The organism is Silvimonas terrae (assembly GCF_014202765.1).
Taxonomy (GTDB): Bacteria; Pseudomonadota; Gammaproteobacteria; order Burkholderiales; family Chitinibacteraceae; genus Silvimonas; species Silvimonas terrae.
In genome coordinates this window covers 85,501-108,096 of sequence record NZ_JACHHN010000009.1, presented here as the reverse complement: position 1 = coordinate 108,096, position 22,596 = coordinate 85,501, and the positions used below count along the sequence as shown (strand labels likewise).

Below are 22,596 nucleotides of genomic sequence, written 5' to 3'. Positions count from 1 at the left end.
CGGGTTTTATCAGAATCCGGCCATCTGCTCAAGCATGCCGGGTGACGTGCTTCCGGACGGCATGCATGGTGGAGTAGGGCGTAAGGTTTGTAAGTAGTTTGCTGTACGTGGAGGGGGCCGAATCAACAAAATGTCATCCGGTTGACATCCGGCTGTCGCAGATCGGCGGTAGTGGCCAGGCAACTGGTATCTGCTGCTCCTTCATCAGCAAGTGCTTTTTTTGTGCTGCATCATAGGCAATCCGGGCAAAAAGCCGCAGCGCATCGGTCTGATTCTCCCGTTGGTCCTCTTTGTGCTGCAATGCAACAAAACACGAATGAGGCAGTGGTCTGATTGCCCGGAAAACCGCAGCCATACGCCTGATGCCGTTGCCTTGACACACCCTCTCCCCATGCCGCTAATCGATAGCGCGCCCGCAAAACGGCAAGAAAAGCCTTGGCGGGACCGGTGCCATAACGCGGTTTTCTTACAAAAACCGGCACCTTCAAAGATCCGTCGGACACAAGAACGGATCATCGCGATACAGAGATCAATGGATTGGAGACTGAACCTATGAAAAGCAAGCGGCTGGCCCTTGCGGCTGTGCCCTTTGCCTTGGCTGCGGTATACGCATTGGGCGCATACCCAGCCTGGCAAGACGGTGGTACCTACACCGCAGGCACGATTGTTTACTACAACGGGCACGACTATCAGGCACTGGTTACCCAGACTGACTATGCGGGTGCCAACTGGAACCCGGCAGCAACGCCAAGCTTGTGGAAGGATCTGGGCGTAGATACCGGCGGGACACCGACACCGGCCCCGACACCCGCGCCGACACCGGCACCGACGCCTGCGCCAACACCGGCCCCGACACCCGCGCCGACACCTGCGCCAACACCGGCCCCGACGCCTGCGCCGACACCCGCACCTACGCCGGCCCCAACGCCGTCGGGCAACTGTTACGCCGCCTGGGTTTCCACCACCGCCTATAGCACCGGTGCAACCGTGAGCTACAACGGTGTGAATTACAAAGCCAATTTCTGGACCCAGGGTAACAACCCCAGCACCAGCAATGGTGCGACTGGCACTGGCCAGCCGTGGACCGTTGTCGGCAACTGTGGCAGCACCACACCGACGCCGACGCCAACTGCAACGCCGACCCCAGCCCCCACACCGACGCCAACTGCAACGCCGACCCCGGCCCCCACCCCGACGCCAACCGCAACGCCGACCCCGGCCCCCACGCCGACGCCGACTGCAACGCCGACCCCGGCCCCAACGCCGACGCCGACCGCCACGCCAACGCCGGCACCGACCCCGTCGGCCAACGCTTGCCGTCCGGATGGCCTGATCCCGGGTGCCAGCAACGTGCCGTACTGCAAGGTGTATGACGCCAATGGCCGCGAAGTACTGGCCAATGGTCTGAATCGCCGTATCGTTGGTTACTTCGCCAGCTGGCGCACCGGCGCGGGCGGCACGCCGGCTTATCTGGTCAACAATATTCCGTGGAACAAGGTTTCGCATATCAACTATGCGTTTGCCACGGTGGATCAGAATGCCTACACCATCAAGATCGACACCAGTGCCACCAGCCCGGAAATCGGTCTGACCTGGCCGAACGTCGCTGGTGCGAGCATGGATAGCACGCTGCCGTACAAAGGCCACTTCAACTTGCTGGCCCAGTACAAAAAGCAGAATCCAGGCGTGAAGATCATGATGTCGATTGGCGGTTGGGCTGGTGGTACCGGCTTCTACACCATGACCACCAATGCCGATGGCAGCACCAACACCGCTGGTATCAATACGTTTGCCGATTCGGTGGTGGCGTTCCTGCGTCAGTACAACTTCTTTGATGGCGTGGATATCGATTACGAGCATCCCACCACCAATAACCAGGCCGGTAACCCGGACGACTTCAGCATCTCTACCCCGCGCCTGAAGGGGCTGATGACCAGCTACAACCTGTTGCTCAAGACCCTGCGCCAGAAACTGGATACCGCTGCGGCCACCGACAACAAGTACTACATGCTGACCATTGCCGGTTCGGCTTCGGGCTGGATTCTGCGTGGTGAAGAGAATCTGTCGGGTCTGCAATATCTGGACTACGCCAGCCTGATGTCTTACGACTTGCATGGCGCGTGGAACCAGTATGTTGGTCCGAATGCGGCACTGTATGACGATGGCAACGATGCTGAACTGAAGGCGGGCGGCGTGTATGGCGCTTCGCAATACGGTGGCATTGGCTATCTGAATACCGACTGGGCTTACCACTACTACCGTGGCGCGCTGCAGTCTGGCCGTATCAACCTGGGCCTGCCGTACTACACCCGTGGCTGGAAGGGTGTGACGGGCGGTGCCAATGGCCTGTGGGGTACCAGCCCGACCGTGAGCAGCACCGTAACCTGCAAGGGCATTGCCACTTGCGGTCAGGGCGCGACTGGTATCGACAACGTCTGGTATGACCTGGATACCAACGGCAATCCGGTTCCTGGTGGTGGCAACCCGCTGTGGCACGCCATGAACCTGCAAAACGGCATTGTTCCGGATTATCTGGCGGCCTACGGCGTCACCGAGAACACCATCACCGGTACCTACAGCCCCAACTACAATGCAACCCTGGTTGCGCCGTGGTTGTGGAATGCCACCAAGCAGGTGTTTATCTCCACCGAAACCGAGCAGTCCATCCAGACCAAGGCCCAGTACATTGTCGACCGCGGCATTGGCGGTGCCATGATCTGGGAACTGGCCGGTGACTATGCCTGGAACGCCAGCATGAACGGCGGCAAGGGCGAGTACTACATGGGTAATACGCTGACCACCGATATCTACAACGCCTTCACTGCTGCCGCGCCGTATGGCAACAAGAAGGCTGAAACCACGCTGCCGACCACCTCGGCTGCCGTGGGGATCATCCTGGATCAGTGGCCGATGGGGGATAACAACTACCCGATCACACCCAAGATGGAAATCACCAACAATTCCACCCAGACCATTCCGGGTGGCAGCACGGTCGAGTTCGACTACCCGGTATCCGCACCGGCCACGATGGCAGACCAGTCTGGTTTCGGTCTGACCAACACGGTTGCGGGTTATACCGGCCCGAACAACATCGGTGGTTTCAAGAACAACTACAACCACGCAAAGTTCAGCATCCCGACCTGGCAAACCATCGCCCCGGGCCAGACGGTGACCGTCGCGCTGAACTACTATCTGCCGATTTCTGGCCCGTCTAACTACGTGGTCACCATTGGCGGTAACAAGTACATCCTGCAGCAAGAGAACCCGGATGCGACAGTGGGCTACAAGTAAGACGCATTGAATGGCGCGGCAGACCGGTCTGACTGGTTTGCCGAGCGTTCAGACATAAAAGGCAGGTCTACGGACCTGCCTTTTTTATGCCGTTGATCGGAGTGTGTCGCTGGCTGGATGCAGTGTCGCTATATGGCGACAGTGGTAAGGCGCTGATTTTATGGGTTTGTAGTGCATTGCTGGCGAACACTGTCGCTTGATGGCGACGATTTTCTTTCTTTATGCCATCAGAATGCGGCAGTCAATCCCGGCGGCCTTGCCATGTGACTGATTAAACAGGTGTTTTATCGTCTGGCCTGATTCTTGCTGTATACCCCGTCCGCTCTCAAAACAGATAAAGACAACAATGAATCGCATCGCATTGGCAAGTGCTGTGGCCGGGTTGCTCTTCTTTGTCGCCGTGCCGGCTCAGGCCATGTATACCGCGTGGCCGTTCAATGGCCGCGTGATCAATCACAGCCAGCAGGATGTCAAAGCCTGGGATGGCGAACATGACTTTTACAGCATCCGCGCCGGGATCACGTCCTCCAATCTGTATGACGTTGACCATATCCAGCTGGCGGGGGATGCGGACTGGTGCAAGCTGGGTGCCAACACGGTCACGGTGACGCCGGATGGCCGCATCAACGGCTGCGAATGCCGTGTCGCGCATGCGGCGGATGAATGCGCGCCGGCGGAGCAGCGTTCGCTCTTGTCGCAAGTAGCGTCTGTATTCTTTGGCCGGCAGCGGACCGAAACCGTCATGGCCTACCTGACGCGTATCACGCCGTTACGCCGGGTTTGATGCGGGAGCCGGAACGGTTAGCCATAAAAAAACCGGCCATGAAGGCCGGTTTTTCTTTGGACGTTGACCGCAATTACTTGGTCAGTTCCAGCAGCTTGTCGAAAGCTTCATCAAACAGCTTCAGACCATCAACCTGCAGTTGTTCGCCGGCCAGGTTGTAGTTGATACCCAGCTTGCGCAGTTGGGCCATCACTTCAACAGCGGCTTCGGTGTTGGTTTCCAGCTTGTCAGCAGCAACGCCGTGGTCGCGGAAGGCGTCCAGGGTAGCATCCGGCACGGTGTTCACGGTTTCCGGGCCGATCAGCTCTTCCACATACATGGTGTCGCGGAACGCGGCGTTCTTGGTGCCGGTGGAAGCCCACAGCAGGCGTTGCGGGTGTGCGCCCTTGGCCTTCAGATCGGCAAAGCGGCTGCCGTGGAACAGCTTCTTGTAGTGCTGGTAAGCAACCTTCACGAAGGAGATCGCAACCTTGCCTTGCAGGGCCTTGGCTTCAGCGGAGCCGATGGCTTCCAGCTTCTTGTCGATCAGGGTGTCAACGCGGGACAGGAACACCGAGGCCACAGCGCGGATGTGATCCACCGGCTGGCCGGCGGCCACGCGCGCTTCCAGACCACGGATGTAGGCGTTGGTTACGTCATCCACATGCACCAGGTTGAACATCAGGGTGATGTTCACGTTGATGCCGGAGGCGATCAGTTCTTCAAACGCGATCACGCCAGCGGAAGTGGCCGGCACTTTGATCATGGCGTTCGGACGGGCAATGGCAGCCCACAGACGCTTGGCGTTGTCGATGGTGCCTTGTGCGTCGTTGGCCAGGTGCGGGGATACTTCCAGGCTCACGTAGCCATCCAGACCCTTGGTATCGCGGTACAGCGGGGCGGTCAGGTCGCAAGTGGCTTGAATGTCCGGCACAACCAGCGCTTCGTAGCGTTGTTCGGCGGTCAGGTCTTGCTTCTTCAGTTCAGCCAGGTCGCCGGTGTAGAGCGGGTCGGAGCTGATGGACTTGTAGAAGATCGCCGGGTTGGATGTCACACCTGCGATGTCATCTTCCTGAATCAGGCGAGCCAGTTCGCCGGACTTCAACAGACCACGGGACAGGTTATCCAGCCAGATACGTTGCCCGAAGGGCTTGATGGCAGCGATTCTACTCATTGCATTCACCTCAAATTCATACGTTGTCATAAAAGGGCGTGATCGCCAGACTCATCTGTCATTATCCGCCATGTATAGCGGTTTGACATGCAATCACCCAGAAGTTTTCGCCCCGTCGGCGCATCAGATAAGCCCGACGGACCGATAGTATATGGGGGTCCGCCCAGGAAATAAAACAGGGCGATCGGGGTTTTCCCGATAAAAGCGCGGTTTTGGGCGAAATTAGCCGGTGCTGAACCGTTTTTTCTCTGCAAAGATGCCGGCAAAACCCGGCGCCAGGGGTTGTGGGCCTGATCACGCCGGCTGGTTTTTGGGATGGTCTGCCATCCGTAGCCCGGATGGAGTCGGAGGCGAGAATCCGGGGCGGCGATGCCGGAAAAGAACCTTGTCCTGACATGGATTGCTACCCCGGATTCCCGCTCCGTTTCATCCGGGCTACGTGTTGATCAATCGGCCAGCAGCCGATGCGGCGGAAAGCGCACCGAGAACTCGCTACCCTCGCCCAGGCGGGATTTGACCGCCAGTTGCGCCTGGTGGCGCTGCAAAATATGTTTGACGATCGCCAGCCCCAGCCCGGTGCCGCCAGTCGAGCGGGAACGGCCACGATCGACCCGATAAAAACGCTCGGTCAAGCGCGGCACATGTTCTGGCGCCACCCCAATGCCGGTGTCCTGGACACTGAACACCGGTTGCTCATCATCCACCACCCAGTTGATGGTGATGACCCCACCTTGCGGGGTATAGCGGATGGCGTTGGAAACCAGGTTGCCAAAGGCCGAATGCAACTCATCGTGATTGCCGATCAGCCGCGCCGGGGCGAGCGTGCCAATGCGCACTTCGTGGCGACCTTGTGACAGGCCGACGGCTTCGTCATGCATCAGTCGCATCAATTGCGGCACGTCGACTTCTTCTTCCTTCATCTGTTGGCCATTCTCCAGGCGGGAGAGGGTCAGCAGATCGTCCACCAGGCGCTGCATGCGCTGGGTCTGGTCGTACATCAACTGCAATTGCTGCCGGCGTGTCGCTTCTTCCAGATCCGGAATATCGATCATGGTCTCGATAAAGCCGCCCACCACGGTCAGCGGCGTGCGCAATTCATGCGAAACATTGGCGATAAAGTCGCGGTGCACGGTCTGTACCCGATCGAGCTGGGTAATGTCGCGGGATAACAGCAGTTTGCGGGTGGTATCAAACGGCACCAACTGGACTGACAACACCTGCTCCTGGGGCCGCGTAGTGCGCAGCATCAGCGGGTGGGCAAAATCCTGCATGCGCAGGTATTCGCGCAGGCTGGGCTGGCGCACGATGTTGGTGACGATCTGCCAGATGTCAGTGACGCGATCGATACCCAGATGCTGACTGGCCGCCTGGTTACACCATTCCACGCGGTCGTGTTCGTCCAGCATGATCACGCCATCGGGCAACGCTTCACCGGCGCTGGTAAAGCGCTCCAGCATGTGGGCCAGACGATCCTGAGTTTTGCGCTGACTGCGGACTTGTTCGTACAGGCGATCGAACACGTCTTGCCACAGCAGCATGCTGCCCGGCACGTTGTCGACGCGCGGGTTTTTCATCCAGCGCAACAGACGGGCCAGATTGTAGAGGTGAAACGCAGTGGCAAGGCCAAGGATGCCGGCAGCCAGGGACAAGCCCCAGACCGGGCCGGCAGCGGCAGAAATAATCAGTGCGAACAGCAGAATGCAGACGTAGTAAACGGTCGAGCGCAGCCAAATCATCGAATAAATCCGGTAATGCACAATGGGTTTAGAGGCGCGGACAACGTCGGGCTGGCTATATGCGCTAAGACTGGCTTGCGCGCCTTGACCCTCGTAATGGTGTCGGTAGCACTCATGCGATCGAGACTGGCACGAGTTTATTACGATTCTTCCACCAGCCCTCACCAGACTGGTGGAAATATTTGAAGGACTTACTGGGCAGAGAGGCGATAACCGGTGCCACGCACGGTCTGAATGAGACGGTCATAGCCCGAAATTTCCAGCGCCGAACGCAGGCGACGGATATGCACATCAACCGTGCGCTCTTCCACAAACACATGATCACCCCAGACTTGATCAAGCAGCTGCGCACGCGAATGCACGCGCTCCGGGTGGGTCATGAAGAAATGCAGCAGGCGGAACTCGGTCGGGCCCAGATCAATCGGGTCGCCATTGCCGGTCACGCGATGCGTGGTCGGATCAAGTCGCAGGCCCTGGATTTCCACCAGGTCATCCGTCACTTGCGGTGAGCGGCGGCGCAGCACGGATTTGATCCGGGCTTGCAATTCACGCGGGCTGAATGGCTTGGTGATGTAATCATCGGCACCGGTATCCAGACCAATGATCTTGTCCTGTTCGTCCGAACGGGCAGTCAGCATGATCAGCGGGATCTGGCGGGTACGCTCTTCACCGCGCAGCTTGCGGGCAAATTCAATCCCCGTCATGCCTGGCAGCATCCAGTCCAGCAGGATCAGATCTGGCAGCGCATTGCGCACGATATGCGCAGCAGATTCGGCGGAATCAGCACGCATGACATGGTGGCCGGCCTGGGTCAGGTTAAAGGAAATCAGTTCCTGGATGGCCGGTTCGTCTTCGACAAGCAGGATGTTGGCTGGCATTGGGTAAATAACCTCACGGGGTAGCGTTGTGGGCGCGTCTTGCTGCCATCCCGAGGGAGGCTCATCTCCTGGTCAAACCAGCCATCACTGGCCGGTTCTAATCGTTATTTAAGACTTGGTGCGCCCGAAAATTGTTGCGAGATTAAGGCTCCAATGTGAACAGAATATTACAAGTCTGCGTAATCCGGGTGGGTGTGGTTTGTGTGCCCAGGGCGGCCAGGGACTCTTATCTTCAAACAATGCAATGCGTTTGGTGCTTGATTTTGTTAAAGATTGCCGGTTTTTCTGGCTATTGCTGACATCCATCAAGCCCGGTAAATCGATATGATTTTGTCATTGCACCGCTGATCGCAGGTGCCCGGCGGCATGAGCCGGGACCCGCCCGAATGCGGTGTTTGATCATCGACAGGAGAAACCAGTCATGAAATCCGGATGGGTCAGCCGTATTGTTGCCGCATTGGTGGCCGTATCAACCACCATGCTGCTCGGCCACGTCTTCGTGGCGCTTTGAAGCACACCGCAGGGTGTTGTCCCGCATACCAATAAAAAAACAGAAGAGATGGAAAAGAGTCGCCGCAAAGGCAATTTCACAAAGCCCCGTACAGGGGCTTTTTTCTTGTGCGGCGCATGCGTTGCAGGGTGGGCACGGCCATAATGAAGGGATCTGCTGACCACCTGGATGCCCATGCCTGTTCCTGCCCTGACTGCCTTTCTCAACGGCCAGTTTGCGCCGCTTGATACGCTGCAAGTATCCGTCATGGACCGTGGTTTTTTATTTGGTGACGGCGTGTACGAAGTGATTCCGGTGTACAACCGGCAACCGTTCCGGCTGGAAGAGCATTTGCAGCGGCTGGAAAACAGCCTCGCGGCAATTGCGCTGGTTAATCCGTACTCGCGCGGGCGCTGGGCTGAGTTGATCCATGCCATCGTCGCGGCGCAGGATTTTGAAGACCAGTCCGTTTATTTGCAGGTGACCCGTGGCGCAGCCTGGCCGCGTAACCACGCGCTGCCCGCTCAGGTCACGCCGACCGTGCTCATTTATGCTGACGAATTGGCGGCACCGTTACCGGCCATGGTCGAGCAGGGTGTGACCGCTATTTCGGCCGGGGATATCCGCTGGCTGCGCTGCAATATCAAGGCCACGGCATTGCTGGCCAACGTGTTACTCCGCCAGATGGCGGTGGATGCCGGAGTGGCGGAAACGGTACTATTCAGGGATGGCCTCTTGATAGAAGGCTCCTCCAGCAACATCTTTGTGGTCAGTCAAGGCGAAATCCTCGCCCCGCCACCCTCACATTTGATGCTGACCGGAATCACCTATGACCTGATTCTGGAACTGGCACAGCAGCATGCGCTGCCATACCGGGTGTGTGAAATCACCGAACAGCAAGTGCGTGATGCCGATGAAGTCTGGCTCACGTCCTCTTCCAAAGAGGTGCTGGCGCTGGTCCAGCTGGATGATCAGCTGGTGGGAGACGGCAAGCCCGGCCCGGTGTTTCGCGAGATGCACCGCCACTATCAGCAATTCAAGCGCGACGTCATGCGCAACAAGGAGTTCAGACATGACCCAAGTTAACATCACCGACCTGGACCAACCCAGGCTGGAAGACCTGGTTGAGTTTCCCGCGTTGATTCCGGTCAAAGCCGTGAGCCGCAAGCAAGTCGCCCAGGATGAGTTTCATGCAGCACTGGTGGACCTGACGGCGCAGCATGTGCCGGGCTTTGTGGCTGAACTGGTGACTATTCGTCCCAGCAGCCAGGGTAACTATTTTGCCGCCACGCTCTCGGTGACCTTCCTGAATGTGGAACAAGTGCACGCGCTGGATGCCGCCCTGAAGGCGCATCCGCTGGTGCGCATGGTCTTGTAATCACTGACTGGGGAACGGCCTGTGCGGCGCGAAGAAAACATCATCCTGCAAAGTGACTGGGCCAGTGTTGGCCCCGCCACGGTCGCTGGCATTGCGGTGCGTCCGCTGGGCCTGCAGGCCTATGAGCCAACCTGGCATGCGATGCAGGACTTCACCGATGCCCGCACGGCGGACACGCAAGACGAACTCTGGCTGCTGGAGCACCCCCCGGTGTACACCCTGGGGCAAGCCGGCAAGCCGGAGCACATCTTGCAGCAAACGGATATTCCCATCGTCAAGATTGATCGCGGCGGTCAGGTGACCTATCACGGCCCCGGTCAACTGATTGCCTATACCTTGCTGGACTTGCGCCGCAACAAGCTGGGCGTGCGCGAACTGGTGCGCAAGCTGGAGCAAAGCGTCATCAACCTGCTGGCGGACTTTGATATTGAAGCGTACGGCAAGATCGATGCACCGGGCGTCTACGTGCAGGACGAACTGGGTGAAGCCAAGATCGCCGCGCTGGGCTTGCGGATTCGCAACGGCTGCGCCTTTCATGGCTTGTCGTTCAATGTCGGCATGGATTTGACCCCGTTTGGCTGGATCAATCCTTGCGGTTATGCCGGTTTACGTGTCGCGCAGCTTAACGATTACGGCTTTGCCGAGACACCCGCGTCGCTTGCGCGTAGAATGGGCGACCAAATTCTGCAACAAATCAACTGACTAACGAGCGGTTAACAAAACCCTGCTGGCAGCGTTGTGCTCAGTACTACAAGTACGGTCTTCGTTGCGCACGCCTTGCCATCACCGATTCGCTGGGTATTGTTAGCCGCTCCTGACCGGACAAAAGCCGGGAAGCTGCCGATGACCGAAGAGATCAAAACCGCCGCCGCATCTAATGCCGCAGGTGTGAAGCACAAGGGCGAATCCAAGACTGCCCGCATTCCCATCAAGATTGTTCCGCTGGAACAAAAGCTCAAAAAGCCGGACTGGATCCGCGTGCAGGCGCCCAGCCTGAACAGCCGTTTTTATGAGATCAAGGACATCTTGCGCTCGCAAAAGCTGCACACGGTCTGTGAAGAAGCGTCCTGTCCCAATATCGGCGAGTGTTTTGGTAAAGGCACTGCCACCTTCATGATCATGGGCGACATCTGCACCCGCCGTTGCCCGTTCTGCGACGTCGGCCACGGCCGCCCGAACCCGCTGGACGAGAACGAACCGGCACATCTGGCCGAAACCATCGCCGCGCTGAAACTGCGCTACGTGGTCGTGACCTCGGTGGACCGGGACGACCTGCGCGACGGTGGCGCCCGCCATTTTGTCGAATGCATCACCAAGACCCGCGCCGCCAGCCCGGAGACGCAGATTGAAGTGCTGGTGCCCGACTTCCGTGGCCGTCTGGACATTGCCGTCGATATCTTCGGCGAAGGCCTGCCAGACGTGATGAACCACAACCTGGAAACCGTGCCGCGTTTGTACAAGCAAGCTCGCCCGGGGGCGGACTATATGCACTCGCTCAGGCTCCTCAAGGACTTCAAGGCCAGATATCCGCATGTGAACACCAAGTCCGGCATCATGGTTGGCCTGGGTGAAACAGATGAAGAAATCCTGCAGGTGATGCGCGACATGCGTGATCACGACATCGACATGCTGACCATTGGCCAGTATCTGCAACCGTCCAACGGTCACCTGCCGGTGCTGCGCTACGTGCACCCGGATGTGTTCAAGATGTTTGAAGAAGAAGCCTACAAAATGGGCTTCAAGCATGCTGCCGTGGGGGCGATGGTGCGTTCCAGCTACCACGCCGATCAGCAAGCGCACCATGCGGGCGTCGTCGCGTAAAACCGACTGATGCCAAATACAGATGACGCCGGGCCCGCCCGGCGTTATTTTTTGTCTGCGCCCAACGTCTTTCGGAGTACCTATGACCGACACCCCACGCCACAAACTCACCATGACCGTATTGATGATGCCGGACATGGCCAATTTCTCTGGCAACGTGCATGGCGGGCAACTACTCAAACTGCTGGACGAAGTGGCCTATGCCTGCGCCAGCCGCTTTGCCGGCACCTATGTGGTGACATTGTCGGTGGATCAGGTGATGTTCAAGCAGCCGATTCACGTGGGGGAGCTGGTGACATTCCTGGCAACCGTGAATTACACCGGTCGCACCTCGATGGAGATCGGGATCAAGGTGATTGCCGAAAATATCCGTGAACGCACGGTGCGGCATACCAATAGTTGCTATTTCACCATGGTGGCGATGGGGGATGACGGCAAGCCGGCGATGGTGCCGGAGCTGGTGCCGACGGATGAGATTGAGCGGCAGCGCTGGCAGGATGCCGAGGGGCGGCGGGTGGCGCGGTTGAAGAGGAATGGGTGAAGGGGCGGCCTCGAGTTGCCTCGGTGGCTGCACTCCAGTGCCTCGTCATTCCGGTCCTCGGCGGCCCCCTTGCGCCGGAATCCAGCTGCGATATGCGCCTGGGAACTACTACAAAACTTTTGGACCCGTGTTAGCGCCTTCGGCGCGAGTAGAAGCATTACACACCGGGGTGCCCCGCTCACCAGTCCGGCTCGTTCTCCCCGCGCCACATCACCGCAAATCCCAGCAAGAACAGCATCGTCCCATAGGGCCACAAATCACTGATCAGTGCGGCCAGCCCCCGGAAGTGCATCAAATGCCCGTAGTTCCAGCGGAACAACGGCAAGATGGCCGAGAGCTGCGGGGAGAGCGGCCACATCCAGCTCACCAGCACGGTGCAAAACAGGCACAGTGCGCCGACAAGGGCCCGCCAGGGGCGTTTGAGTTGCAGCAGCACCGCCAGCAAAGGCAGGGCAGCCAGCCCGCCCAGCACCACGTTGTGGTTAATCCAGCTGAAAAAGTCCGCCCACTTGAGCATAAAGCTGGCAAACACGATCTTGCTGGCCAGAACGCTGGCCAGCAATGTCGCGACAGCCCATGGGGCCTGACGACTGTGGCGCATCAATACCGAGACAAACAGGCAAACCCCCACTGTGTTGAGCATCATGCCGGAGCCTTCCAGCAAGTCCAGGAACAAGGCGGGGTTGTTGAGCGGGGCGAGGATGGGTTGGGGAATGCCGCGCGGTTCATCGACCACGCCAAAGAAGGGCACCGAGGGGTCGAACTGGGTGATCAGCCACAGCCCCAGCCAGACCATGCCCCATTCCGCAGCGGCCCCTGGGAACAGGTAAGAATGACGGAACACCAGCCAGCGCCGTTGAGAACGCCGCAGCATCAGCAAAAGGGCGATGGCTGCGCCGATCATGGCGCCGGAGCTGTTAGAGAGGATGTCCAGATTGGATGCCACCCGGGACGGGATGAACTGCTGCACGAACTCAACAAAACACGACGTACCGGTGCCAATCAGCACCGCCATCACCGGGCTGGCCCAGCGCCAGCGGCGTAACGCCAGACCGGCGGAGAGCCCCAGCGGAATATAGGCGAGCACGTTGATCAGATTATCGAAAAACGTGAAGTAGTACGGCAGGGGGTAAGTGTAGAAGGCAAGGATGGGTTCACCGGTGAAACGCCAGCCGGTAAACGGGTAAAACGAGACCAGCAGCACGACCAGCAGGTAGCACCAGAAGAAGTAACGCGCCACGCGGGTGGGGGCGTTACGGTGGGCCAGAAAGCTGATGGGTGGGTGTGCGCGCATGGGTAAACAATAAAGGGGTGGTCTTGGCGACCACCCCGCAGAGCTTACCGGGCGGTCTTCACTTCCGTCCAGAGGCGGTTCAGGTCACGCAGGGGCTTACCTTCCAGCGAGTTGAGCTGGTACAGCTTTTTCATGTTGTCCGCAGTGGGGAACACGGCGTTGATCTTCTTGATGTCCGGGCTGACAAACTGGGCGGCAGCGGCATTCGGGTTGCCCGAGCCAATCATGTTGGTCAGTTCGGATGAGTTCTTGCCATCAAGCATGAAGTTGATGAACTTGAAGGCCAGATCCGGGCGCGGCGCACCCTTCATTACCATCATGTTGTCCACAGACAAGGTATTGCCTTCTTTTTGCAGGGTGTAGGCAATGTTGAACGGGCGCTTGGCGGTGTGGGCGTCGGTATTGGCCTGGAACATGTCGTTGGAGTAACCATGCGCCAGCCAGATGTTGCCGACGGTCAATTCCTTGATGTAGCTCTGGTTATTGAACGCAGCCCAGTACGGTTTGGCCTTGATGATGGTGTCCTTGGCCTTTTGCCACTGGTTGATATCCGTGCTGTTCGGATTAAACCCGTTGTACATCATGGCGGCGGCGAACAGTTCTTTCGGGTCATCCAGTACGGTGACCTTGCCCTTGATCTTTTCCAGCACCTTCGGGTCGAAAATGGCCGACCAGGACGTCGGGTCGATACCCAGTTCCTTGATCTTCTTGTCGTTGTAGCCAATCAGCGTGGTGGTGAAGGCATACGGGACAGAGTAGACGTTGCCCTTGTCGAACTGGCTGTTCATGAACGCCGGGTTCATGTTTTTCAGATTCGGGATCTTCGACTTATCCAGCGGTTGCACCAGGCCTTGCTTGATCAGCGGCGGCAGGGCAAAGCCGGTTGGCACAACAATGTCATAACCCTTGGCGCCTGCGGCCAGCTTGGCCAGCATTTCTTCCATGGCGCCGTAGTAGTCCTGCACGACCTTGCATTTGCAGTCGGCTTCGAAATGCTTGACCGTTTCCGGCGCGATGTAGTTGTTCCAGTTGTAGATGTGCAAAACATCTTCAGCTTGTGCGGTGCCCATGGCTGCACCGGCAGCCAGCATCAGGGCCAGAAACTGTTTTTTCATGGCGGTTTAACTCCAGGTCCGGAATCACAAGAAATGAGCGCGGGATACGCTGTCCCACGCCAGAAAAACGGCGATTATGCCAGATCGACGAGTCAGGAAAACAGCCGATCCGGCATTGTCGTTTATTTGCTGATTTTGATTTCCGTCCAGGCCTGGTTCCAGGCACGGCGCGTCTTTGCGTCCAGATCCGTCAACTGTTCCAGCCTGGCCGCCTGCTGGGTGTTGGGCGCGATGGCAGGGTTCTGTTTGAGGTCTGCGCGCACAAAGGGCAGGGCGGCGCTGTTGGGTGTGCCAGAACCCACCTGATTGGTGGTTTGCGCCGCGTTTTTACCATCCAGCATGAAGTTGATGAACTGATGGGCCAGATCGGCGCGGGGGGCGTTCCGCGCAACGACAAAGCTGTCGGCCGTCATGCCGTTGCCTTCTTTTTGCAACTGGTAGCCAATCTGGAATGGCCGCCCGGCTTTCTGGGCGTCTGCGCGGGCCTGATACATATCGTTGGAATACCCCAGCGCCACCCAGATATTGCCCACGGTCAGTTCCTTGATGTAGCTCTGGCTGTTGAACGCCGCCCAGTAGGGCTTGGCGGCCTTGATGGTCTCTACCGCTTTTTTCAGCTCAGCCGGGTTGGTCGAGTTGGCGGAAAAACCGTTGTACCGCAGCGCCGCGCCGATCACCTCGCGCGGGTCATCCAGCACCGTGATCTTGCCTTTGATTTTTGCCAGTACTTTCGGGTCAAACACCATGGACCAGGAGTTCGGGTCCAGCCCCAGCTCCTTGATCTTTTGGGTGTTGTAGCCGACTAGCGTGACGGTAAAGTCATAGGGCACAGAGTACTTGTTGCCCGGATCGATGGGCGTGTTGGCAAAGGCCGGGGCAATGTTCTTGAGGTTGGAGAGCTTGCCGTGATCCAGCGGCTGCACCAGGTTCAGTTTGACCAGTGGCGTGATGCCGTAATTGGCCGGGCCGATGACATCAAAACCCTTGGCACCGGCCGAGAGCTTGGCCAGCATTTCTTCTACCGAACCGTAATACGTGGCCTCGACCTTGCATTTGCATTGCGCCTCAAACGCCTTGACGGTGTCGTCGCTGATGGCGTTATTCCAGTTGAACACATGCAATACGTTATCGGCGCGGGCCACGCCGGTGATCAAACAAAGAGCGATCAGAAGTTTTTTCATGGAACCCCCAAAGACGTTGCCCGCCCCCTTGCGGGTAGCGGGCAACGGTATGCCTGACAACAACGGGTTGGATATACCCGTCAGTGACTGGCGCGCAAAGCGCCGGGGGCAATTTTGGCGGCGATCACGATCAAGGCCAATGTCAATAACATCAAAAGTGAAGAAATCGCATTCACTTCCGGTGTCACGGCGATCTTGAGCATGGAGTAAATCTGCAGCGGCAAGGTAGACGCCCCGGCACCGGCCACAAAGTAGGTGATCACAAAGTCATCAATCGACAAAGTAAACGCCATCAGCGCACCGGCAATGATGCCCGGCAGGATCAGCGGAAAGGTCACCTGCCAGAAGGCTTGCAGCGGTGCCGCGCCCAGATCGCGGGCGGCTTCGACCAGTGACTCATCCATACCTTGCAAGCGTGAACGTACCACGATCGCCACAAAGCCAATACTGAACGCAATGTGCGCCAGACCGATCGACAGATACCCCATGCTGAAATTGAGCGCCACAAAGAACATCAAGAGTGACAGCGCCATCAGGATTTCCGGAATGGCGATCGGCGTCAGCACCAGAATCGGCAGCAGTCTGAGTTTGTACTTGTACATGGCCAAGCCTGCCAGCGTGCCAAAGAACGTGGCAAAGATGCTGGACACGAGGCCAATCAACAGCGAATTACGCGCGGCGGTCAGCATCTGGTCATCGGCAAACAATACGCCATACCAGTGCGTCGTAAAGCCCACCCATTCTGCGTTCAGGCGCGAATCGTTGAATGAGTACACCACCACAATCACCAGTGGCAGATACAAGAAGCCGTAAACCAGCAACGATGCCGCCCACAGCCATTTGCTTTGCTTAGAGTGCATTGCGCTTGCCTCCACGGCCCAGCATGGCCATCAAACCGGCCATGATCAGCACCGACAAGGTCAACATGATGGAGAGCACCGAACCAAACGGCCAGTCGCGTGAATCCAGGAACTGCTGCTTGATCAGGTTGCCGATCATGATGCCGTCGGTGCCGCCCACCAGATCCGGCACGGCAAAGATGCCCAGTGCGGGGATAAACACCAGCGCGGCGCCGGCGTATACGCCCGGCAACGACAGCGGCCAGGTGACTTTCCAGAAGCGCTGCCAGCGCGACGCGCCCAAGTCCTGCGCGGCATCCAGCAAGGCCATGTCGTGCTTTTCCAGGTTGGCGTACAGCGGCAGCACCATGAACGGCAGATGCACGTACACCAGCACAATGATCACGGCGAACGGGGTGAACAAAAACTGCTGCGGCGCAATGCCCACCACGCCCAGCACGGTGTTCACCAGCTTGGCGAAGTAACCTTGCGGGCCCAGGATAATCATCCAGGCATACACCCGGATCAGAAAGTTGCTCCAGAACGGCAGGATCACCAGCAGTACCAGCAGATCACGCCATTTCTTCGGGCTGCGGGCAATCAGCCACGCCAGCGGGTAAGACGCCAGCAGGCACAGCAGCGTGGTCAGGAGCGCATAGCCAAACGACTTGATGAACAACTCGATGTACACGGCTTCCTGGAAGAAGCGCGCAAAGTTGTCCAGCGTCAGGTAGTCGTGCCAGTTGTGGCTGTTGACCAGCAGCACGTTCTTGCCGGTGGCCGGGTCTGCGCCAAACAGCGGCATCAAGCCACCGTAATCCCCCGGGAAGCGGAAGGCGGCAAACGCCATCATGGCCGTGGGGATGGCAAAGAAGAAAATCAGGTACAGCAAAGGTGGCCCGGAGATCAGCCACTTTGCCAGGTTTTTTGAGCGAGCCATGTGCGTCTGCGTCCTCAATCAAGCCAGCAAAAAGTGGCCGGCATCAAACCGCCATGCCAGTTCAACCTGATCGTTGTCATCAAAGAAACGTGCGCGGCCTGGTGCGGCGTTGGGCAGCATGGTTTCAATGCGCGTGCCGTTTTCCAGTTCGACGATGTACACGGTCACGTCGCCCAAATACAGACAATCGTGGACTTTGCCCTTGAAGTGGATTTCATCGGGCACATTGGCGGGCAGGGTGGCGCCCAGCTTGATTTTCTCTGGCCGCAGCGTCAGCGTGCCTTGCTGGCCGACGGTCGCGCCGGCCACCGGCAGCACTTCTGCCGTGCCCACGCCGGGGATCTCCACCTTCATGCGGTCGGCGGCAATCTCGGTGATGGTGGCATCCAGCAAATTGCACTGACCAATAAAGTCCGCCACAAAGCGGCTCTTGGGATAGCTGTAGATGTTCTCTGGCGCATCCAGTTGCTCGACCTGGCCCTGGCTCATCACGGCAATACGGTGCGAGAGGGCCAGTGCTTCGCCCTGATCGTGCGTCACGTAGATAAATGTGATGCCCACTTCCTTTTGCAGGTTGATCAGTTCCAGCTGCATTTGCTCGCGCAATTTGGCGTCGAGCGCAGAGAGTGGCTCATCCAGCAACAAGACGCGCGGGCGGTTGACCAAGGCGCGGGCAATGGCCACACGCTGGCGCTGGCCGCCGGAGAGTTCATGCGGAAAGCGGCGGGCAAACTGGGTCAGGCGCACATCTTCCAGCACCTCGGCCACGCGGGCCTTGATCTGGTCGGCAGGCACCTTGGCCATCTTGAGCGGAAACGCCACGTTGTGTTCCACCGTCATGTGCGGGAACAGCGCGTAGCTCTGGAACACGGTGTGCACCGGGCGTTTTTCTGGCGGTACGCCATTGAGCGGCTGGCCGTCCAGCAGCAACTGGCCTTCATCAGGCTCTTCAAACCCGGCCAGCATACGCAATAGCGTGGTCTTGCCGCAGCCCGACGGGCCCAGCAGGGTAAAGAATTCGCCCGCCTCAACACTCAGGCTGACATGGTTGACGGCGGTGAAATCGCCGAAGCGTTTGACCACGTCCCGAATCTCAAGCAGTGCCATGATCTTTCCCGGAAAAAAACGGCGGCCATTTTACCCAAAATGCGCTTAAAAGTGGCACAAGTTTTTGTTTAATATGTATTTGTTGTTGTCACTGTCTAAATGTCTGAAATTGAAATTCGTGCCAATTCATTGACTTGCAACAATCACCCAAGCCGCTGTCAATGCCTGCGGCCATGCAGGGTCCGTGCTAAACCGCAGTGCTCGCGCGCCGCACGGTATGATGCAGCCTTGCGGCCAAGCCTGGCCGAGCCCCTGGTTGTCGTCGTCCTCCCTGGAAAACCTGATCATGATGGACTGGAACCGCCTCCTGACTGCTGACCGGCTGAGCGCATCCCGCCTGCCCGCGCACGATGCAGAGATCTCCCGCAGTGATTTTCACAAGGATCACGACCGCATCGTGTTCTCCTCACCGTTCCGCCGGCTGGGGCGCAAAACCCAGGTGCACCCGCTGACCGAGAACGATCACGTGCACACCCGGCTGACCCACTCCATTGAAGTGGGTTGTGTAGGCCGCAGCCTGGGCATTCTGGTGGGGGAAAAACTTAAGGATAAACTGCCGGCCCATATCTCGCCCTATGATCTGGGCGCCATCATTCAGGCGTCTTGCCTGGCGCACGATATTGGCAATCCGCCCTTTGGTCATGCCGGCGAATACGCCATTCGCGACTGGTTCCGCCGGGATGAACACGCTTACCTCCTGCAAAACCTCACCGCCGCAGAACGCCGGGACCTGCAAACCTTTGAAGGCAATGCCCAAGGGTTCCGGGTGGTTACCCAACTGGAAAACCACCGGTTTGAAGGCGGCATGCGGCTGACTTTTGCCACACTGGGCGCCACGCTCAAATACCCGTGGACCAGCGAACACGCCGGTGAAAAAGGCAAGTTCAGTTGTTACCAGTCTGAGGAAGCTTTGCTGCAAGAAGTCGCCGCTACCTTGGGCTTGCCGCAGATTGCCGCAGGCAAATGGGCGCGGCACCCGCTGTCTTATTTGATGGAAGCCGCCGACGATATTTGTTACGCCATTCTTGATCTGGAAGACGGGATCGAGATTGGCATGCTGCCCTATGAGGTGGTTGAACCGCTGCTCTTGAAGATTTGCGGCGGCGATCATGAATTGTTGCGGCTGGAAGTGGCCGCTGCACCCTCCACCCGCCGCAAGATTTCCTTATTGCGCGGCAAAGCCATTGGCCGTTGTGTGCAGGAAGTGGCCCAGGCCTTCATCAAGGTTTATCCGCGGTTGATGGAAGGTAGCTACCAGGGCGACCTGCTCAACGATTGTCCGGCCAGCGTGCGCCATGGCATTACGGAGTCCAAACAGCTCGCCCGTGACCGGATTTTCAACGCCCGGCGCAAAGTGGAGATTGAAGTTGGCTCCTTCACTTGTCTGGATATCTTGCTTGATGCATTCTGCAACGCCGCTTACCAACTGAAAATCTCGCCAGAATTGCCGTTCCGCATGAAGCGCATTCTGGACCTGATGGAATACAACGCCCCGAAAAAGGAATGGCCGATGTATCAGACCTACCGGCGGGTGCTGGATTTTATCGGGGGCATGACGGACAACTATGCGACGTATCTGGCGCAGCAGGTGGGCGGGATGGGGCGGTAGCGGGTTTTTTGCTGCGGGGAACATGGCCAGGTGTACTGCCTGGTCATTCCCGCGGCGGTGGGAAGCGGGCAGGGCTGCCACGGGTGGTTTTTGGCAGGCTGACCAGGCACTCCGGACGTTGTTCGGCCACTGACTCGTCATTGGCCTTGCGCCGGAATCCAGTCTGGCCGCCACAGGTGGCCTTGGCCGAGCACCACTTGGTAGCCCGGATGGAGGCCGCAAGGCCGGGGTGGCGGACCGGGTTCATATTGTTGTGAGCGTAGGGTGGATTCGGAGCGTTAGCGATAATCCACCATTGCAATGGTTGTTAGCGCCTGACGGCGCGGGGTTTAAAAGCGTTTGATACCGGCGGTGGCCGGAGCACCCTAATTTGCAGTACACATTTATCGTGCAACTTGCTTCGCCACCTCGGCGGCCCCAAAGAAAGTAGGCAAAGAAAGGCGACCCCAGCCTGCCCCTTGGTGGGTACCCCCACAAAGGCGCCGGCATACCAGATGGCAGTAGCAGCGGGGTGGCGGCCCTACGGGCTTCCACCTCGGCGGCCCCCTCCGTCGGTCGGGAGCCTTGGGTCTCCCTCCACTTCCTCGGCGCTGGGCTTTAACGGGGGAGAACGTCAAAGGCAACCCCGAGAATCAAAAGCAACGCCAACGGCAAAAGAACCTGCCGCTAATGTCATTTGTATACAGGCAACAAGGGCCACTGGCCCAATTAACAAATTAGATGAGCAAAGAACATATGAAATTGCAGTTCCTGGCCGCAGCCCTGATCGTCGTGTCCTTATCCGCGTGTAGCGTGGTCACCACCACGGTGGCGGTCGGTGCCGCCGCAGTCAACGTCGCGGCGACGACGGTCAATGTTGCGACGACCACCGCTGGCGTTGCGTGGGATGTAGGCAAGGCGGGCGTGAACGGCGCGGGCTGGGCGATCGACAAGGCCACAGGGGCCCCTGTGGCCACACCGACACAGACGGCCACGGTGCATGCCACCGAGCCGGTGGTAGCGCCCTGACCCGCGTCAGGCGGCGGCAGTCAGGCCGGCTTGCAGTGGCAGGCGGATGATCATGGTCAGGCCGCCTTCGGCACGATTGGTGGCGATGATGGTGCCGCCATGCGCCTGGACTGCGCGCTGGGCAATGGCCAGGCCCAGCCCGTAACCGGGCTGCCGGTTTTCGCCATCCAGCTGGACAAAGGGCTGGAACATCAGCCCCAACTGTTCTTCCGGCGCACCAGGGCCCTGGTCGGAGACGTTGATTTCCAGCGTGTGGCCTTCATCGGCCAGGGTCACGGCCATATCAATGCGCTGGCCAGGCCGAGAGTATTTGAGCGCATTGCGCACCACGTTTTCCACCGCGCGATAGAGCGGCTCGGCCCGGCCCGGCAAAATGGCTTCCTGGTTGGTCAGGGCGGGGTCCATGGCCAGCTCAATCTCTACGCCCGCGTTTTCCGCTTCAAAACGCGCATCGGCGACGATGGTGTCCAAGAGTTCGATCATGTCGAAGTAATGGTCCGGATCGCCCGCGCCAGCGGCTTCCAGGCGGGAAAGGGTGAGCAGTTCACCCACCAGTTCATCCAGCCGTCTGGATTCACGCTCAATCCGGTCAAGACTGGTGATCAGGTTGTCCGGTTGTTTGCGCGCAAGGCCCACCGACACTTGCAAACGCGCCAGTGGCGAGCGCAGTTCGTGGGAGACATCGTGCAAGAGCTGGCGCTGTGAGTGGACCAGTTGCTTGAGCCGTTCTGCCATGCGGTCAAAATCGTGGCCCAGGTCCGCAATTTCATCACGGCGGCGGCCCATGCGCGGGGCGATGCGTTCATCCAGGTCGCCATTGGCGACGCGGTCGAATGCGCGTTGTAACAGCCGGATGGGGCGGGTCAGATACCAGGCCAGCAATGCACTGAAAATCAGACTGCCAAACGCACCCAGCCAGAGCATCTGTGGCGGTAACCATTGGCGCGGCGGCGTCCGGCGCACCATGTTTTCATCCAGCACAGCAAAGATCATCAAATTGCGATGATCCGGCGTTTGCGTCTGCAATACGCTGGGCATGCTTTGATCGGGTTCGCCTTCGACCGGGCGGGGCGTGTTTTTCAGATAGTCGCGTGCCATGGCCAGCGCCCGCGCCGGCACCGGGCGACCAAATACGTCTTTGCCGTCTTCATCCACCGCCAGCAGGTTGGATTTGGCAAAGCGCGGCCAGCTGCGCGTCACTTCCCGCAGTGCTTCCACGCCACCGTAATGCAGCACGCTGGCGGTAGAGGTGGTCAACACCGACATGCGCGGGTTGGTGGCCAGCGCATCTTGCATGCCGGCGCGTTGTTCATCGTAAATGGCAAAAATGGCGGCTACGCCAAAGAACACGCAAATCAGCGTGAGCCAGAATCCGATCAGGATTTTCCAGAACAGACGACCTTTGGGCATTTTCATTCAGGCTCGGACAGG

General features: G+C 58.6%; 21 protein-coding genes. 9 read left to right on the top strand and 12 right to left on the bottom strand.

Features of this window, described 5'->3' with window-relative positions; translation table 11 throughout:
- Positions 1-133: 133 nt before the first annotated feature.
- A complete protein-coding gene (locus tag HNQ50_RS18530; RefSeq protein ID WP_184102707.1) occupies positions 134-355 on the bottom strand; it encodes a hypothetical protein in 222 nt (73 codons plus the stop codon).
- Positions 356-552: 197 nt separating this feature from the next.
- Here HNQ50_RS18530 and HNQ50_RS18525 point away from each other — a divergent pair, with 197 nt between their 5' ends.
- A complete protein-coding gene (locus tag HNQ50_RS18525) occupies positions 553-3,291 on the top strand; it encodes a chitinase C-terminal domain-containing protein (RefSeq protein WP_184102706.1) in 2,739 nt (912 codons plus the stop codon).
- A gap of 346 nt (positions 3,292-3,637) precedes the next feature.
- Positions 3,638-4,075: a hypothetical protein gene (locus tag HNQ50_RS18520; RefSeq protein ID WP_184102705.1), complete on the top strand. Its 438-nt coding sequence runs from the start codon at positions 3,638-3,640 to the stop codon at positions 4,073-4,075.
- 73 nt (positions 4,076-4,148) lie between these two features.
- On the opposite strand, the gene tal is transcribed toward HNQ50_RS18520, so the two are convergent.
- From tal to HNQ50_RS18500, 4 genes are all read right to left on the bottom strand, one after another.
- Positions 4,149-5,228, bottom strand: a complete 1,080-nt coding sequence (gene tal / locus HNQ50_RS18515) for a transaldolase (RefSeq protein WP_184102704.1) — start codon at positions 5,226-5,228, stop codon at positions 4,149-4,151.
- A 446-nt stretch (positions 5,229-5,674) separates the two neighbouring features.
- Positions 5,675-6,964, bottom strand: a complete 1,290-nt coding sequence (phoR, locus tag HNQ50_RS18510) for a phosphate regulon sensor histidine kinase PhoR (RefSeq protein WP_184102703.1) — start codon at positions 6,962-6,964, stop codon at positions 5,675-5,677.
- A gap of 191 nt (positions 6,965-7,155) precedes the next feature.
- The gene (phoB, locus tag HNQ50_RS18505; protein ID WP_184102702.1) at positions 7,156-7,842 is read right to left on the bottom strand and encodes a phosphate regulon transcriptional regulator PhoB; all 687 of its coding nucleotides are present in this window, start codon (positions 7,840-7,842) and stop codon (positions 7,156-7,158) included.
- A gap of 399 nt (positions 7,843-8,241) precedes the next feature.
- Positions 8,242-8,529: a hypothetical protein gene (locus HNQ50_RS18500; RefSeq protein WP_184102701.1), complete on the bottom strand. Its 288-nt coding sequence runs from the start codon at positions 8,527-8,529 to the stop codon at positions 8,242-8,244.
- Between HNQ50_RS18500 and HNQ50_RS18495 the strand changes: the two genes are divergently transcribed.
- The 5 genes from HNQ50_RS18495 (at position 8,528) to HNQ50_RS18475 (ending at position 12,072) form a co-directional block, all read left to right on the top strand.
- Positions 8,528-9,418 (top strand): D-amino acid aminotransferase, encoded by an 891-nt coding sequence (locus HNQ50_RS18495; protein ID WP_184102700.1) that lies wholly within the window; start codon positions 8,528-8,530, stop codon positions 9,416-9,418. The genes HNQ50_RS18500 and HNQ50_RS18495 overlap by 2 nt on opposite strands.
- On the top strand, positions 9,405-9,710 hold the full coding sequence (locus HNQ50_RS18490) for a YbeD family protein (RefSeq protein ID WP_184102699.1): 306 nt from the start codon (positions 9,405-9,407) through the stop codon (positions 9,708-9,710). The genes HNQ50_RS18495 and HNQ50_RS18490 overlap by 14 nt, the downstream gene beginning before the upstream one ends.
- A 45-nt stretch (positions 9,711-9,755) precedes the next feature.
- Positions 9,756-10,412 carry a lipoyl(octanoyl) transferase LipB gene (lipB, locus tag HNQ50_RS18485; protein ID WP_184102826.1) on the top strand — a complete coding sequence of 219 codons (657 nt, stop codon included), beginning with the start codon at positions 9,756-9,758 and terminating at the stop codon, positions 10,410-10,412.
- 141 nt (positions 10,413-10,553) lie between these two features.
- Complete coding sequence (gene lipA / locus HNQ50_RS18480) at positions 10,554-11,531, top strand: lipoyl synthase (RefSeq protein WP_184102698.1); 978 nt, start codon at positions 10,554-10,556, stop codon at positions 11,529-11,531.
- An 82-nt stretch (positions 11,532-11,613) separates the two neighbouring features.
- On the top strand, positions 11,614-12,072 hold the full coding sequence (locus HNQ50_RS18475; RefSeq protein ID WP_184102697.1) for an acyl-CoA thioesterase: 459 nt from the start codon (positions 11,614-11,616) through the stop codon (positions 12,070-12,072).
- 178 nt (positions 12,073-12,250) lie between these two features.
- On the opposite strand, the gene HNQ50_RS18470 is transcribed toward HNQ50_RS18475, so the two are convergent.
- The 6 genes from HNQ50_RS18470 to HNQ50_RS18445 form a co-directional block, all read right to left on the bottom strand.
- Positions 12,251-13,366, bottom strand: coding sequence for a VanZ family protein (locus tag HNQ50_RS18470; RefSeq protein WP_184102696.1), 1,116 nt, complete (start codon positions 13,364-13,366; stop codon positions 12,251-12,253).
- Between the two features lie 44 nt (positions 13,367-13,410).
- Positions 13,411-14,481 (bottom strand): ABC transporter substrate-binding protein, encoded by a 1,071-nt coding sequence (locus HNQ50_RS18465; protein WP_184102695.1) that lies wholly within the window; start codon positions 14,479-14,481, stop codon positions 13,411-13,413.
- 122 nt (positions 14,482-14,603) lie between these two features.
- Entirely contained in the window at positions 14,604-15,662 is a 1,059-nt protein-coding gene (locus HNQ50_RS18460) for an ABC transporter substrate-binding protein (RefSeq protein WP_184102694.1), read from the bottom strand.
- Positions 15,663-15,742: 80 nt separating this feature from the next.
- Entirely contained in the window at positions 15,743-16,522 is a 780-nt protein-coding gene (locus HNQ50_RS18455) for an ABC transporter permease (protein WP_184102693.1), read from the bottom strand.
- Positions 16,512-17,441 carry an ABC transporter permease gene (locus tag HNQ50_RS18450; RefSeq protein ID WP_184102692.1) on the bottom strand — a complete coding sequence of 310 codons (930 nt, stop codon included), beginning with the start codon at positions 17,439-17,441 and terminating at the stop codon, positions 16,512-16,514. The genes HNQ50_RS18455 and HNQ50_RS18450 overlap by 11 nt, the downstream gene beginning before the upstream one ends.
- An 18-nt stretch (positions 17,442-17,459) precedes the next feature.
- Positions 17,460-18,548: an ABC transporter ATP-binding protein gene (locus tag HNQ50_RS18445; RefSeq protein ID WP_184102691.1), complete on the bottom strand. Its 1,089-nt coding sequence runs from the start codon at positions 18,546-18,548 to the stop codon at positions 17,460-17,462.
- Between the two features lie 286 nt (positions 18,549-18,834).
- On the opposite strand from HNQ50_RS18445, the gene HNQ50_RS18440 reads away from it, so the two are divergent.
- A complete protein-coding gene (locus tag HNQ50_RS18440; protein WP_184102690.1) occupies positions 18,835-20,157 on the top strand; it encodes a deoxyguanosinetriphosphate triphosphohydrolase in 1,323 nt (440 codons plus the stop codon).
- Positions 20,158-20,892: 735 nt separating this feature from the next.
- Entirely contained in the window at positions 20,893-21,165 is a 273-nt protein-coding gene (locus HNQ50_RS18435; RefSeq protein WP_184102689.1) for a hypothetical protein, read from the top strand.
- A 6-nt stretch (positions 21,166-21,171) separates the two neighbouring features.
- Here HNQ50_RS18435 and HNQ50_RS18430 read toward each other — a convergent pair whose 3' ends face one another.
- Positions 21,172-22,575 carry an ATP-binding protein gene (locus HNQ50_RS18430; protein ID WP_184102688.1) on the bottom strand — a complete coding sequence of 468 codons (1,404 nt, stop codon included), beginning with the start codon at positions 22,573-22,575 and terminating at the stop codon, positions 21,172-21,174.
- Positions 22,576-22,596: the final 21 nt, after the last annotated feature.

What these genes read in the sequence shown, in the direction of transcription:
- HNQ50_RS18530 (WP_184102707.1), bottom strand. Translation starts at nt 355, where the DNA reads ATGGCTGCGGTTTTCCGGGCAATCAGACCACTGCCTCATTCGTGTTTT.
- HNQ50_RS18525 (WP_184102706.1), top strand. Translation starts at nt 553, where the DNA reads ATGAAAAGCAAGCGGCTGGCCCTTGCGGCTGTGCCCTTTGCCTTGGCT.
- HNQ50_RS18520 (WP_184102705.1), top strand. Translation starts at nt 3,638, where the DNA reads ATGAATCGCATCGCATTGGCAAGTGCTGTGGCCGGGTTGCTCTTCTTT.
- tal (WP_184102704.1), bottom strand. Translation starts at nt 5,228, where the DNA reads ATGAGTAGAATCGCTGCCATCAAGCCCTTCGGGCAACGTATCTGGCTG.
- phoR (WP_184102703.1), bottom strand. Translation starts at nt 6,964, where the DNA reads ATGATTTGGCTGCGCTCGACCGTTTACTACGTCTGCATTCTGCTGTTC.
- phoB (WP_184102702.1), bottom strand. Translation starts at nt 7,842, where the DNA reads ATGCCAGCCAACATCCTGCTTGTCGAAGACGAACCGGCCATCCAGGAA.
- HNQ50_RS18495 (WP_184102700.1), top strand. Translation starts at nt 8,528, where the DNA reads ATGCCTGTTCCTGCCCTGACTGCCTTTCTCAACGGCCAGTTTGCGCCG.
- HNQ50_RS18500 (WP_184102701.1), bottom strand. Translation starts at nt 8,529, where the DNA reads ATGGGCATCCAGGTGGTCAGCAGATCCCTTCATTATGGCCGTGCCCAC.
- HNQ50_RS18490 (WP_184102699.1), top strand. Translation starts at nt 9,405, where the DNA reads ATGACCCAAGTTAACATCACCGACCTGGACCAACCCAGGCTGGAAGAC.
- lipA (WP_184102698.1), top strand. Translation starts at nt 10,554, where the DNA reads ATGACCGAAGAGATCAAAACCGCCGCCGCATCTAATGCCGCAGGTGTG.
- HNQ50_RS18475 (WP_184102697.1), top strand. Translation starts at nt 11,614, where the DNA reads ATGACCGACACCCCACGCCACAAACTCACCATGACCGTATTGATGATG.
- HNQ50_RS18470 (WP_184102696.1), bottom strand. Translation starts at nt 13,366, where the DNA reads ATGCGCGCACACCCACCCATCAGCTTTCTGGCCCACCGTAACGCCCCC.
- HNQ50_RS18465 (WP_184102695.1), bottom strand. Translation starts at nt 14,481, where the DNA reads ATGAAAAAACAGTTTCTGGCCCTGATGCTGGCTGCCGGTGCAGCCATG.
- HNQ50_RS18460 (WP_184102694.1), bottom strand. Translation starts at nt 15,662, where the DNA reads ATGAAAAAACTTCTGATCGCTCTTTGTTTGATCACCGGCGTGGCCCGC.
- HNQ50_RS18455 (WP_184102693.1), bottom strand. Translation starts at nt 16,522, where the DNA reads ATGCACTCTAAGCAAAGCAAATGGCTGTGGGCGGCATCGTTGCTGGTT.
- HNQ50_RS18450 (WP_184102692.1), bottom strand. Translation starts at nt 17,441, where the DNA reads ATGGCTCGCTCAAAAAACCTGGCAAAGTGGCTGATCTCCGGGCCACCT.
- HNQ50_RS18445 (WP_184102691.1), bottom strand. Translation starts at nt 18,548, where the DNA reads ATGGCACTGCTTGAGATTCGGGACGTGGTCAAACGCTTCGGCGATTTC.
- HNQ50_RS18440 (WP_184102690.1), top strand. Translation starts at nt 18,835, where the DNA reads ATGATGGACTGGAACCGCCTCCTGACTGCTGACCGGCTGAGCGCATCC.
- HNQ50_RS18435 (WP_184102689.1), top strand. Translation starts at nt 20,893, where the DNA reads ATGAAATTGCAGTTCCTGGCCGCAGCCCTGATCGTCGTGTCCTTATCC.
- HNQ50_RS18430 (WP_184102688.1), bottom strand. Translation starts at nt 22,575, where the DNA reads ATGCCCAAAGGTCGTCTGTTCTGGAAAATCCTGATCGGATTCTGGCTC.